13 protein-coding genes are annotated in these 13816 nt (G+C 38.8%); 4 read left to right on the top strand and 9 right to left on the bottom strand.

The annotated features are described in order from the left end of the window. Position 1: 1 nt before the first annotated feature. The gene (locus tag BLR53_RS02095) at positions 2-2626 is read right to left on the bottom strand and encodes a putative LPS assembly protein LptD (protein WP_244889438.1); all 2625 of its coding nucleotides are present in this window, start codon (positions 2624-2626) and stop codon (positions 2-4) included. Between the two features lie 334 nt (positions 2627-2960). On the opposite strand from BLR53_RS02095, the gene BLR53_RS02090 reads away from it, so the two are divergent. Both BLR53_RS02090 and BLR53_RS02085 read left to right on the top strand, forming a co-directional pair. After that, the gene (locus BLR53_RS02090) at positions 2961-3803 is read left to right on the top strand and encodes an N-acetylmuramoyl-L-alanine amidase family protein (RefSeq protein WP_037443954.1); all 843 of its coding nucleotides are present in this window, start codon (positions 2961-2963) and stop codon (positions 3801-3803) included. A gap of 14 nt (positions 3804-3817) precedes the next feature. After that, on the top strand, positions 3818-4771 hold the full coding sequence (locus tag BLR53_RS02085; protein WP_074586678.1) for an MlaD family protein: 954 nt from the start codon (positions 3818-3820) through the stop codon (positions 4769-4771). A 77-nt stretch (positions 4772-4848) separates the two neighbouring features. On the opposite strand, the gene BLR53_RS02080 is transcribed toward BLR53_RS02085, so the two are convergent. The 4 genes from BLR53_RS02080 to BLR53_RS02065 are packed head-to-tail and all read right to left on the bottom strand — an operon-like array spanning position 4849 to position 8137. Further along, entirely contained in the window at positions 4849-5760 is a 912-nt protein-coding gene (locus BLR53_RS02080) for a ribonuclease Z (RefSeq protein WP_074586676.1), read from the bottom strand. After that, complete coding sequence (locus BLR53_RS02075; protein ID WP_074586673.1) at positions 5761-6150, bottom strand: STAS domain-containing protein; 390 nt, start codon at positions 6148-6150, stop codon at positions 5761-5763. A 31-nt stretch (positions 6151-6181) separates the two neighbouring features. Further along, positions 6182-7135 carry a phosphoribosylaminoimidazolesuccinocarboxamide synthase gene (locus BLR53_RS02070; protein WP_074586671.1) on the bottom strand — a complete coding sequence of 318 codons (954 nt, stop codon included), beginning with the start codon at positions 7133-7135 and terminating at the stop codon, positions 6182-6184. Positions 7136-7171: 36 nt separating this feature from the next. Then, positions 7172-8137: a PhoH family protein gene (locus tag BLR53_RS02065; RefSeq protein WP_074586668.1), complete on the bottom strand. Its 966-nt coding sequence runs from the start codon at positions 8135-8137 to the stop codon at positions 7172-7174. A 102-nt stretch (positions 8138-8239) separates the two neighbouring features. On the opposite strand from BLR53_RS02065, the gene BLR53_RS02060 reads away from it, so the two are divergent. Together BLR53_RS02060 and BLR53_RS02055 are read left to right on the top strand one after the other, a co-directional pair. Next, positions 8240-9019, top strand: a complete 780-nt coding sequence (locus BLR53_RS02060) for an SAM hydrolase/SAM-dependent halogenase family protein (protein WP_037438134.1) — start codon at positions 8240-8242, stop codon at positions 9017-9019. 53 nt (positions 9020-9072) lie between these two features. After that, positions 9073-9615, top strand: a complete 543-nt coding sequence (locus BLR53_RS02055) for a hypothetical protein (RefSeq protein WP_074586666.1) — start codon at positions 9073-9075, stop codon at positions 9613-9615. Positions 9616-9745: 130 nt separating this feature from the next. Here BLR53_RS02055 and BLR53_RS02050 read toward each other — a convergent pair whose 3' ends face one another. From BLR53_RS02050 to rpe, 4 genes are all read right to left on the bottom strand, one after another. Continuing rightward, positions 9746-10957: a DUF1015 domain-containing protein gene (locus BLR53_RS02050; RefSeq protein ID WP_074586663.1), complete on the bottom strand. Its 1212-nt coding sequence runs from the start codon at positions 10955-10957 to the stop codon at positions 9746-9748. Positions 10958-11012: 55 nt separating this feature from the next. Beyond that, the gene (locus tag BLR53_RS02045) at positions 11013-11963 is read right to left on the bottom strand and encodes a D-2-hydroxyacid dehydrogenase (RefSeq protein ID WP_176763503.1); all 951 of its coding nucleotides are present in this window, start codon (positions 11961-11963) and stop codon (positions 11013-11015) included. Positions 11964-11971: 8 nt separating this feature from the next. Beyond that, positions 11972-13039 carry a 3-phosphoserine/phosphohydroxythreonine transaminase gene (gene serC, locus BLR53_RS02040; protein ID WP_037438136.1) on the bottom strand — a complete coding sequence of 356 codons (1068 nt, stop codon included), beginning with the start codon at positions 13037-13039 and terminating at the stop codon, positions 11972-11974. 87 nt (positions 13040-13126) lie between these two features. Beyond that, the gene (rpe, locus tag BLR53_RS02035) at positions 13127-13801 is read right to left on the bottom strand and encodes a ribulose-phosphate 3-epimerase (protein ID WP_037438212.1); all 675 of its coding nucleotides are present in this window, start codon (positions 13799-13801) and stop codon (positions 13127-13129) included. Between the last annotated feature and the right edge of the window lie 15 nt (positions 13802-13816).

Below are 13816 nucleotides of genomic sequence, written 5' to 3'. Positions count from 1 at the left end.
ATTAAAAACGCGTATAGTACGCTTGTTGTTTACTTAGTTTAAGATCCTGCAACACCGATGCTTTAACACGTATTGTTAAGCTGTAACTTCTGTACGGCCCGATCGGGATCCAGTTAATATTCATATCCCAGCAATGCAGATCTCTGTAAATTGCGAAAGATGTAGGTGACAGACCTTTATTTTTAAAATCCACCCCTGAAGTGAATACCACTTTCCATTTAGGTGTAACGCTAAAATCACCATTAAAGTTCAAGGTATTTGTACTTGTTGGAGATAATCCGTTAGCCAACTTTGAATAATAATAGCTATAAGAGAATGTAAAATTCCATGGAATCTTGAAGTCGACAAATGCATTTGGATCACTGCTAATTTGAGCCAGTTCTGCTGCCTGCTCCGGCGTCATTCCTGTTTTTTGCTTTTGCTCAGTGAGGTTGTCCAGGTTTTCATTTCTTTTTTTGAAGGCTTCTGCATTAAGACTGTAACCGAAAGATAAACCAAAGTTCACCAGCCGTGGTACCGTAATCTTGTCTATTACAGTCCGGATTGGCAACCCGTTGGCATCAAAACCATCATTTCTTACTGCATAAGGATTCAGCGTTCCCGTATAGGTCACACCAAATTTATCAGAGAACTGGGATCTTCCGTTAAAGTTCAGGTTGGATAATTTAAACTCAGGTGCCAGAAAGTTATAAGACCCGTTTATACTCAAGCCCTGAATAATAGGAATCTTCTTCGTTCCCGTTCCAGTCGTATCTTTGGAAGAAAATACCTTCGCTTCTAAAGTATTATCCAATCCGAAATTGATACTCGCATTTTCGCCCTGTGAAGGCCCGCCGTATAGCGTTCCGTTATGAATAGAATACAGTCTGTTTTTATTCGTAACCGGATCAATTACGTTTGTTTTGTCTTGGTAAAGCAATGGTTTGTAATAGCCATATTTAGCTGCAGAAAAATCTGGACGGTAGCTAAAACTTGTCGTTGGTGTACTTACCAAACGTAAAGCTTTTAATTTCCCTTTTTTAAATTGAAGTGTATTGTAGACCTTCGTAGATAGCCCCATATTAAAGCTATATTCCCCGGAACGGTTAAATCCGTTAACCGTGTCCATGACAATCTGATCAGGAGCGACTACTCCATTTGTTAATCCACCTCTGATTGCAGTTTGTCTGGTTGACATAAAATGCCATTTCTCGACATACGTACCACCGGCGTTAAAATTAAAATATTTTAGTGCTGTAAAGTTGATGCTAATCGGCACAGTCTGCTGGATACCGTTCCGAAACTGACTCAGGGTCTCCTTTCTGAATAAAAGACTATCTGGTGAAGTGATGGAGTTGGCAGAGACCATATTATAGCCCATCGTGACCTTTTGGTACCACTTCTGCTCTCCCACATTATTTTTTGAATTAAAAGGGCTGAACGACTGCACAGAAAGAGACATATCCGGTAAGGTTACGTCCACATTTTTGCTTTTTGTACTCTGATTACTACGTGCGGCTGCAGCAAAAGTAATTTTACCATCGGCCATCGTTTTACCGTAACTAATACTGGATGATAATTCATTTTCCGTGATCGCCTGGAAATTAAAGGAGTTGCCACCTGCTGTATTAACGTTATAACCACTGGTTTTGATGTTTACACTTGAAGAGAATGTCGTACCAGGATGTGCAGCTGCATTTTGCGAGTGCACCCATTGTATACTGTAATCTTTTCTGGGTTCATATTGTGGTGTTCCTTCCAAACCATAACGGTTGCTCCCGTAATCTAACTTAAGATTACCGTTATATTTATACCTTTTCACATAGTTTGAAGTAACAGATGCGCCATAAGATCCTCTTGTAAAATAAGTTCCAAGAATTTTAGCGTCCCAATAATCATTGAGGTTCATATAGTAACCACCATCTCTAAGAAAGAATCCTCTGGTAAAGTCATCTCCAAATGAGGGCATGATAATACCCGAATTACGTTTGTTCGGTTTGGGGAAAAATGCGAAAGGCAGGCCGAGTGGTAAAGGAATGTCTTCTATCTTCAAATATACCGGACCTGTTATAATCTGCTTATCGGTAACGATCCCTTTAGTAATATAAATCCCGAAATGCGGATGCGGTAGATTACAAGTACTGTAGGTCACACCCTTAATATGGATTTCATTATCCGGTTGTCGCTTGCTTTGGCCGCCGGAGAAGAACCCCCCCTCCTGTTCGGTGAACGTATTAAATACTGTACCCTTACCTGATTTAGTATTGTAGAAAAGCGAATCTGCACTTGAAGACCCTTGCTGATCCATTTTGAAAATTGGCTTGCCCAGATATTTTCCATTGGCAGCCTTCCTTCCGCTCGCAAATACGGTATTGTCTTTGGAATTATAAGTAATATAATCTGCGTCCAGTTCAAATGAACCGTAAATAACGCGGGCTTTACCATATAAATAGATAATGCTTTTGTCCTTACTATATTTAGTTGAATCCTGTGCAGAATATTCGATTTTTGAAACTTCTTCTGCCTTGCCGGGTTGTCTGGGCTGTACAGGTTTTAAAGTATCTGTTCCAACAGTGTCTTGTTGCTGAACAACCGGTGTCTGGAATTTGTAGTTATAAGCATAGCTTGCCTCACTGGTAATAACCATAAGCAATAGACTAAGCAAGAAGACGGATCTGTGTAAAAGTTTCAAATTATAAGCGGAATATAACTTCAAATTGTTGTTTAAGCCAAAACGTCCAAAATTAATGAAAAATATAGCATAGAATCATGTAAATGAGTGTTTGTCCGTTAATTATTGTTAAAGACCTAATATAACACTGATTTACAATCGATTAACACATTACCCAGATTGCATTTTTAACATTTCAAAATTTCATCAGTCGTCGTTGAATTTTACGTTTTTGCCCTCGTTTATGGGCTAAAAAATTTATTATACTATCTTTGCGGTCTAATTTCACACCTTTAAACCAAGTTATTTGATGATATTCAAAAGAAATATATTTCTGCTGCCGCTCTTGTTCCTTTTTTGTACACTCAGCTCCTTTGCACAGGGATATAAAGTAAAAAGAATAGTGATTGACGCTGGTCATGGCGGCAATAAACCGGGTGCTTCAGGCAGTTTCTCCAAAGAAAAGAATGTAGCCCTGCAGGTTGCCTTAAAACTTGGGCGAAAATTTCAACGGGATATGCCTGGTGTCCAAATTATTTATACACGTAAAACGGATATAGATGTTTCTTTATACAGGCGTGCCGAAATAGCTAACAATGCGAAAGCCGATCTATTCATTTCTATCCATTGCAATTCTATGCCCGATAGAAGAGTAGTAACAGGGCATACCGTGCGAAAAGGTAAAAGGATTCCCAGATATGGTTATGTCAAGAATAAAGTAACAAGGGGAACTGAGACTTTTGTTGCCGGTAGTCACCGGCTTAATGAGCAGGATCTAGCTATTAGAGAGAATGCTGATGCTGCCCTGGAAAAGGATTATAAAAAGAATTATAATGGTTATGATCCTAAAGATCCCGAAACATTTATTATCTTATCTTTGTTTAAAAATCTATACAGGGACAAAAGTCTTAGATTGGCCCGGTTAATGCAAAACAATTATACCAAGAAGAATAAAAGACTGAACAGAGGAGTAAAAGAACAAGGTATTTTGGTCCTGCAGAGATGCGGTATGCCAGCTGTTCTTACTGAAATTGGGTTTATATCCCACCCTTCTGAAGAAAGTTATATGAATTCTGCCAGCGGACAGAATGAAATTGTAAGTGCAATTTTTGATTCCGTGAAGACCTATAAAAAAGAAACAGAAGTAAAATAAGTAAACCACCCTAAGTGAAAATAGCAAACGAAACCAAAGTAGGCATATTAGCAGCCTTTTCCATCGCCTTATTAATTATTGGCTACAACTTCCTTAAAGGAAACTCCATCTTTTCAAGCGAAACAGTATTATATGCTAGATACTCGAGGGTGGACGGCCTTGCGGTTTCTAAACCTGTTCTTATTAACGGGTTTCAAATCGGCCGTGTAGACAAGCTTATTTTGCAGCCTAACGGAACTATCATCGCTACATTAAAGATCCAGGGTAAGTATGACATTCCTAAAAACAGCATTGCAAAGTTAGAAAGTACTGATTTACTGGGAAGTAAGGCTATCGTTATGGCTCTGGGAACAGGACAGGACTTTGCACAGGATGGCGATACGCTTAATGCTAATGTCGAGAAAAACCTGATGGAAGCCGTTCAGCCGGTACAGAAAAAAGCAGAATTGATAATCGGTAAGATGGACTCGATTCTAACCAGTGTCAATACTATTCTAAATCCTAATTTTCAGAAAAATGTGGATAAAAGCTTTAACAGTATCGCTGCTACACTGACTTCATTGGAAGGAACTTCTAAAAAGGTTGACGGACTGGTAGGCACAGAAAGTAAAAGGATCGCTGCTATTCTCGCCAACGCAGAAAGTATCTCACTGAACCTTAAAAACAATAATGAAAAAATCAACGCTATCCTAAATAACATTAATACTATCACCGATCAGGTGGCTGCTGCCAATTTCAAACAGACATTAGATAATGCAAACAAAGCTGTCTCAGATTTACAGGGTATCGTGACCAAAGTTAATAACGGTCAAGGTACTTTAGGGCTGTTAGTTAACGACACTAAAATGTATGATAATCTAAACAATGCTTCCAAAAATCTGGACAACCTAATTATTGATCTGAAAGAGAATCCTAAACGTTATGTACACTTCTCTGTTTTCGGAGGTGGAAATAAAAAGGACAAATAATAAACGTCCAGTTTCAACAGATATAAAAAAAGCGCCTAAATAGGCGCTTTTTTTATATCTGTTATTTTTGAATATTTCTAGATGGAATAAGTATGGCCTTCTAAAGCCAGCTCTGTTGAGTGAAACTTACCTTTCGCTTCTTCAAGCAGGGGCAATAACACCCTGTACCGCGATGAAAAGTGACCAATGATCAATTTAACTGCGCCGACCTCCTGTGCTATCTCAGCGGCTTGTAATGCGGTGCTGTGATGAGTAGTGTTCGCACGCTCAATTAGCTCATGAAGAAAAGTTGCTTCATGATATAGTACGGTGCAATTTGTCAGACTCTCCAGATAACTTCCGTCCGCCAGCGTATCTGAACAGTAACAGTAACTTTTAGGGGCATCTGAATCTACTGTGTAATCACTATTCTTAATGAACCTGCCGCCAGGTAAAGTCAAATCAAGTCCTTTTTTCAGAAGTGGATAATACTCCGGAGCAATACCTGCTTCCTCCAACTTATCTGCAATTACCTTTCTTAATCGCTTCTTCTCAGAAAATTTAAATCCGGTACAGGGTATCCTGTGATTCATGATTATAGTTTCGACCACTACATCCTGATTCTGAAAAATAACCCTCGGTTCATCAGCCACTACAGGATTAAATAACAATTCAAATCTCAATACCGTATCCGAGTATTTAAACTGTATATCTAATATATCTTTTAAGGCAGCTGGCCCATAAACATAAAGCGGCTTAATTCTGCCATTCAGATGCATCGTAGAAATCAAACCGATTAATCCGAAATAATGATCTCCATGTAAATGGCTAATAAAGATAGTATCTATTTTGCTCGCCTTTAGGCCAAATTTGATCAACTGCTGCTGAGTACCCTCACCACAATCAATCAGATAGAACTTTTCATTACAATTCAGTAATTGGGCGGAAGGATTTCTATTAAATACAGGGGTAGCAGAACTGCTGCCCAAAATGGTTAATTCAAATTTCATTTATTCATCCTCATCAAAACTTCCCAACAACTCTTTTTCGATCTCCTCCATAAAAATAAGATCCTCAGCTTCAGCTAACGAACCCAGGATGTGCAGGGACTGATCTACAGATGAAAGTCTGAGTATCTCTGCAATACAGTCAGCTACGCCGGTAACGATAAACAAACCTTTAGCCTTTTTACATAGCCTGTCTGCTACAAGCAGGCAACTCAGATCCTGAGAATCATCGCATGACTTTACTTCAGACAAATCCAGAACGATATTACAATATCCATCTGCATTTAATAAAATAAATTCCGATTTAAGCCCGGGCACATTAAAATCTGTAAATTTAGTTTCATCAAGCCTGATAACAACATACTTTTCGTGTTTATCTACTGAAAATTTCATAGGCTTATTTGCTTATTACCAATTTAAACAATTATACTGACAAAAGTTCTTCTATACTTTGCAGAACGTTTTTCTCGATACGTTCCTGAATATCATCCTGTGTATTTTTAATGAACTCATCTCCCGTAATTTGCTCGAAAAGCTCAATATATCTCGCGGAAATTGATTCAACTAATTCTTCATTCATTTGCGGAACAACCTGCCCGTCTTTCCCCTGAAAACCGTTTTCAATTAACCACTTACGTACAAATTCTTTAGACAGTTGTTTTTGTGCTTCCCCTGACTCCTGACGCTCCAGATACCCTTCAGCATAAAAATAGCGACTGGAATCTGGCGTATGAATCTCATCGATAAGATAAATCTCCTCACCCACTTTACCAAATTCATATTTAGTATCTACTAAAATCAGTCCGCGCTCAGCCGCCATTTCCGTACCTCTTTGGTAAAGGGCGTGCGTGTACTCTTCCAATTTATCGTAGTCGCTGATGGAAACGATTCCTTTAGCCAGGATGTCTTCCCTTGAGATATCTTCATCATGCCCTACCGCTGCTTTAGTAGTAGGTGTGATGATCGGTTGTGGCAATTTATCATTTTCTTTAAGGCCATCTGGCAAAGATACACCGCATACTGACCTTTTTCCAGCGCTATATTCCCTCCAGGCATGACCTGCGAGATAACCACGAATAACCATTTCCACTTTAAAAGGCTCACAGATCCTTCCAATTGTAACCATTTCATCTGGTACTGACAGCACCCAGTTAGGTACAATATCAGCTGTAGCTTTTAAAAATTTAGCTGCAATCTGATTTAAAACCTGTCCCTTAAACGGAATAGCTTCAGGCAGGACGACATCAAATGCAGAAATCCTATCTGTTACAACCATGGCCATTAAACGATGATCGATAGTGTATACGTCCCGTACCTTACCTTTATAGAAATTATTCTGTTTTGGAAAATTGAAGTTTGTTTCTCTGATTGCTTTCATAGTGCTGATGGAACTCCATCAATTATAGTGTAAAAATTATTGTATATCTCCGTACGCTTTCAAGATGCGTCTAACCAGCTTATGGCGCAGTACATCATCGCCGTTCAGGTAGATGATCTCAATGCCGGGTATGTCGTCCAGAATCCGTAAAGCATTATGCAGACCTGACATCTGTTTTTTTGGTAAGTCTATTTGCGTCACATCACCTGTAACAATAAACTTTGCCGTTGGCCCCATCCGTGTTAAAAACATCTTAAGTTGCAAATCTGTGGAATTTTGTGCTTCATCCAAAATAACAAAGCAATTATCTAACGTTCTTCCCCGCATAAATGCGAGCGGCGCTATCTCAATAGTTCTATTCTCCAGATATAATTTAAGTTTATCGGGTGGGATCATATCATCCAATGCGTCATACAAAGGTCTCAAATAGGGATCGACCTTCTCTTTCAAGTCACCTGGTAAAAACCCCAGATTTTCTCCAGCCTCAACTGCAGGCCTGGTTAAGATAATTCTTTTGATTTCTTTATTTTTAAGAGCACGGACTGCGAGAGCAACGGCCGTGTATGTTTTTCCAGTACCTGCGGGTCCGATGGCAAATAGCACATCGTTTTTGATCAGACTGTCTACCATCTTACGCTGGTTCGCAGTTCTGGCCTTGATCATCAGACCATTAGTTCCAAAAACAATTACCTCTCCACCAGTACTAGCAGCCTTATCCCCCGGTGTCTGAACCGGTCCTGAGGAATCTGGTTTTAACGATAATAAAGTTTCTATGTCACCAGATGTCAACGTACCATACTGATCGAGATGCTGGACTAAACCAGCAAACTTCTGACTAAAAATATTCTGTTCCGCTTCATCTCCCAACACCTTGATCTCGTTACCCCTGGCAACAATTTTCAGCTTTGGAAAAGCGCGTTTGATCAACTCATAGTGCTCATTATTTGCGCCCCAGAATTGTAGTGGATCTGTTGTCTCTAATGTGAGTTTTAATTCGTTCAAAATATTGTTTTTTAAGATTGAGGTGTATATTTTGATTTAAATTTGAATATTTGCAGGCGACTTGCCGTATACGCAAGATTAAGAATAAATATTCAATTTTTAATGGCGATTATCACTTTAACAACAGATTTAGGTTCCAAGGATTTCTATCAGGCTGCCCTCAAAGGCAGTATTTTGACGATCCTTCCTACTGCGACAATTGTGGATATTACCCATGAGGTTCCTTCGTTCAATATCTCTTATGCCGCATTCGTTTTAAAGAACGTTTACAACTATTTCCCAAAAGGTACTGTTCATCTGATCGGTATCGATTCAGTCTTTAGTGAAAATACCAAATACGTAGGACTTAAATATCAGGATCACTATTTCGTGGGCGCTGACAATGGAATTTTTTCGCTTCTGTTTGATGGATCTCCTGACGAAATTGTAGAGCTCAACATAATGCAGGATCTGAAATATCTTCACTTCCCTCTTGTAGATATTTTTGTAAAGGCTGCAATTCACCTGGCTAAAGGTGGAAAGTTAAAAGACATTGGGATACCTACAGCAAGCATTGAAGAACGGATGCTGTTGCACCCTGTTATTGAGCAGGATATAATCAGGGGAAGTGTGATCTATATCGACACGTTCTGTAATGTGATAACCAATATTACGAAAGAGTTATTCACCAAAATTCAGCGCAACCGCGACTTCACCCTTTACTTCCGGAAAAGTGAAACTATAACCCAGTTAAGCTGGCACTACAACGAAGTACCTGAAGGAGAGAAACTATGTATTTTCGGAATCAGCAATCACCTGGAAATCGCTATCAATAAAGGTAAAGCCAGCGGATTACTGGGTTTACACCTGGGAGACATAGTCAGGATTCAATTTCACCCATAAAAATCAATTCCCCTTATATTTCAATAAGGCATCAAATTTGCTTAATTATAATTATGAAATTTTCTATCAGAATATTAGTTCTTAGTCTGATCATATTTTCGGGATTTAAAACATATGCATTCCAAAATGACACTTCAGCCTATCAAACCCAACGTCAAAAGATTAATATGCTGCTGGCAGAACGGAGCGCAAGGTTTGGACAGTACGACTTAAGTTTAAGTGCCAGATCTGGAATTTTTGGCTTGCAGACTAAAAATGACTTAAAGAATTCCAATGAAATACTTAGGAGTATCATACTGAATGACAACAATATATTCAGGGAACTTAAAGTATTAATGAACTATAAAGACCAAGAGGTTTCCCAGGTACAATCCAATGAAGCCAATAGCCGTAAAAGGATTGAAGCTTATATGCAAACTATAAAAAAACTGCAGGATGAAAATGAAACTTTAAGACATAATGTAGACGAAACAGATAAAAAAACAGGAACCTTTACACTTATCAATATAGTATTAGGAGCATTATTTCTGGCTGCGCTGATCTATATATTCGCCTTGCATAAAAAAATAAATACAATTAATAACCTTAAAACATAAGAGATGAAAAAGTCAATATTTAAATTTCTGGTGCGGTTAAATAATTTTATACTGCCCAGCCTTTATCAGAAAGATCCTTTAAAATTATCCAATCTTGAAAAAGGGATTATTGCCTACAGATACTGGGCCCTTACAAACTCTTTGAATTAGGGGTATAATTAGTTAGTAGTCCAACCAGGAATTTGGGCTCAATCCATGTAGATTTAGGGGGCATAATTAACCCCGCGTCAGCGACCATTAGCAAACGTTCTACTGTTATCGGAAATAAGGTAAATGCGATTGAATAAGGCCCGTGGTCTACACTATCCTGAATCCTGGCGGAATTTCCCGTTATCCTCCCCTGAAATGTTATTCTTGCGTCTGTTCTAGGATCCGATATGCCCAATACAGGCGCTAAGATATGATCCTGCAAGATACTGACATCGAGATTGCCTACCAGATCATGTTTTTCATTAAGTATCATAAACGTCGGTATTATTTTGTACCACAGACCTTTAAGATACATTCCTATTTCATGTATTTTAGTAGGATAGACAGGCTCATTGGATACAGTTAGCTCAAATTTTTCAGATACCTTCTCTATAATTTCAGATGCCGTTAAACCGTTCAGCCCCTTTATTAATCTGTTGAACTCATGAATTTTTATTTCTGAAGTATTCATAAGTACAGCAGAAAACTGTCCCTGCCCTTTCATAGCTGCTGCTCTATGGTGTCCATCAGCAATGTACAATACATCTAATGACGCAATTGCATTTTCAATTTCCTGAATGTCGTCCTTGTCTTCCACTGCCCATAATCTATGTTTGGATCCATCATTATACAGCAAATCTATTAAAGGCGGTGTTTTCGAATATTTATCTATTTCCTGATCTATGGCAGGCAGAGGCGGATAAGTGATTAATACCGGATTACTATCTAATCCGGTATTAATCAAATAATCGGCAAGCTGTTTTTCCCTCCGCTCCACCGTAACCTCGTGCTTACGAATTGCACCAGATAAGTAATCATCCGTTTCGCATAGAGACCATATACCTTTCTGTGCCAGTCCATTATGTACACATTCATAAATATATAAAGCAGGTATATTTTGCAGTATTAGTTTCCTGGAATCAAGAAACTCTTTAATAGTTAAGTTTATTTTTCGATAAATCAATTCTGTACGCATATCTCGCCATGACGGCTCAGCCAGAGAAGGATCAATTAAATGGAGAAAAGAGTATCGGTTTTCCGTAGCAATGAGTCTGGCTTCTCCGGTACTGTAATTATCCAGGGGCCTGGTTACAATAACAGAACATTCATGATACGATGGTATCAGTGCCCGGAAAGGCTTTATAGAAGGCATAAATCAATCAAATTTGGTTAGGGATCCAATATAATAAATCCCTAACCAAACAGACTTATTTTTTGAAATGTGAAATTATCAGAGAAGCTAATTCCTCTCCAATTCTTTCCTGTGCTTCATTTGTGGCTGCTCCAATATGAGGAGTTAGTGAAATTTTAGCATGTTGTAAAAGTGATGCCGACGGCGTTGGCTCATTATCAAATACATCAAGACCGGCGAAAGCTACTTTACCTGAATTCAATGCGTTAACCAATTCAGTTTCGTCGATTATACCGCCTCTGGAGCAGTTAACAATACCAACACCTGGTTTCATTTTACTAAACTCAGCTTCGCCTAAAATAGGCTTATCAGCAAATGGTGTATGTAAAGTGATGAAATCACTATTTTCAATTACTTCTTCCAGAGAAACGGTTTTCACCGGAATATCCAAACTTAGATTACCCTGGAAATTCAGCGTAACTGTACCTTCGAACGGATAGAGATCATAGGCAAGTACATTCATACCTAGTCCTAAGGCAACTTTTGCAGTTTCTCGTCCGATACGTCCGAAACCGATAATACCAAGAGTCTTACCTCTCAATTCTGTTCCTTTTGCATATGCTTTCTTAAGTCCGTTGAAATTGGTTGAACCTTCTAAGGGCATTTTTCTATTTGAATCCTGCAGAAAACGAATTCCTGTGAATAAATGTGCAAATACTAATTCTGCAACTGACAAAGATGACGCTGCAGGCGTATTAATTACCGCCAGACCTTTTTCCCTGGCATAGTCAACATCAATATTGTCCATACCAACTCCACCCCTGCCTATCAATTTTAGGTTCGGGCACTGGTCTATTAATTCTTTTCTTACTTTGGTCGCACTTCTAACTGTAATGGCATCATATTGTTGCAACGCTTCTACCAGCTTATCCTGAGCAACTGTCTCTGTATCTACAATAAAACCAGCTTCTTCTAATAACCTTTTACCAACGGGATCAATACCGTCATTCGCAAGTATCTTAATCATCTAAATTATTATTTTTGGTGTTTTTCTGCAAAAATCTGCATGAGTTCAACTAATCTGTGTACACTGGTAATAGATAAGGCATTATATATCGAAGCTCTGAAGCCACCGACACTTCTATGACCTTTAATTCCTTCTATACCATTTTCCTCGGCCAGTTTCAGGAATTCTTTTTCCAGCTCTTTATCTTCCATTACAAAGCAAACGTTCATTCTGGAACGGTCTTCTACCGCACAAGTACCCTTGAATAATGGATTTCTATCAATTTCGGTATAAAGTGTGCGTGCCTTTGCAATATTTTCCTTTTCAATTTCAGCAACACCACCTTTAGATTTTAACCAGCGCAGATTAAGCATGGCCACGTAAATAGAGAATACCGGAGGCGTGTTGTACATAGAGCCACCACCAATATGCTGAGTGTAGTCAAGCATTGATGGGATCTTATTAGTAGTTTTACCCAGGATCTCATCTTTTACGATAACCACAGTTGTACCGGCAGGACCGATATTTTTCTGTGCACCTGCATAAATAAGATCATATTTTGAAACATCAATTACCCTGCTCATAATGTCAGAAGACATATCACATACGATAGGAACATTTGTTTCGGGTAAACTAAACATTTCAGTTCCATAGATTGTATTGTTCGACGTGCAATGGAAATACGCACTGTCTTCTGGAATGCTATAATCTTTAGGGATAAAAGTATAGTTTGCATCTTTCGACGAAGCTACGATATGAGCGTTTCCAAAGTATTTCACTTCTTTAATTGCTTTATTCGCCCAAACACCAGTGTCCAGGTAACTTGCAGTCTGTCCTTCGCTTAAAAGGTTCATGGGAACCATAGCAAACTGGAGGCTTGCTCCACCCTGCAGAAACAGTACTGAATAGCCTTCAGGTACATTTAATAACTCTTTAACCAATTTAACAGCCTCAGTAACTACTGCTTCAAACTCAGGAGTACGATGCGAAATTTCTAAAATAGATAAGCCGTCCTTGAAATCCAACACGGCTTGTGATGCCTGTCTGAATACTTCCTGAGGTAAAATGCAGGGACCTGCTCCAAAATTATGTCTCATTATATTTGCTTTTTGTTGATTGTAAATGTAATAGTTTTAAATAAATAAAGCCCTTGTCAAAGACAAAAACTACTCAAATAATAGAAGTTATATAGTATGTTGTTTTATAACATTCACATCCTTCATTGCAGTAATTGTTTTTGCTGGGGAAGCAGTCGAAAATATAGCACTTCCGGCAACTAGTACGTCCGCTCCAGCTTCCAGTAGATCAGCTGTATTCAGCAGGCTAATACCTCCGTCAACTTCAATGAGCAGATCAGGATTCAGCTTTACAGACATTGCTTTCAGCCTGCGGATTTTATCGAGGGTATGCGGTATAAAGTGCTGTCCCCCAAAACCAGGATTCACTGACATGATGAGTACCATATCCAGATCTCCCAGAATATCGGTAAGTAGTTCTACCGGTGTATGCGGGTTTAAGGCAACGCAGGCTTTAGCTCCTGCATTCTTTATCGTTTGAATAGTCTTGTGAAGGTGCGTGCAGGCTTCGTAATGTACAGTAACCATATAGGCTCCTGCTTTAACAAAACGTTCTATGTACTCATCTGGGTTAATGATCATTAAATGTACATCTAATGGTTTGGTGGCATATTTACGGATAGCCTCCATTACTGGAAAGCCAAAAGAGATATTGGGTACAAAAACGCCATCCATAATGTCTACATGAAACCAGTCTGCATCGCTCGAATTGATGAGCTCGATATCACGTTGCAGATTAGCAAAATCCGCAGAAAGCACCGAAGGTGCGATAAGGTGTTTCATTTGTTCTATATTAAA

The sequence above is a fragment of the Pedobacter antarcticus genome (genome assembly GCF_900103515.1).
Lineage (GTDB): Bacteria > Bacteroidota > Bacteroidia > Sphingobacteriales > Sphingobacteriaceae > Pedobacter > Pedobacter antarcticus.
Note: the sequence above shows the minus strand (reverse complement) of the source record. Positions and strands in the feature narration are given on the sequence as shown.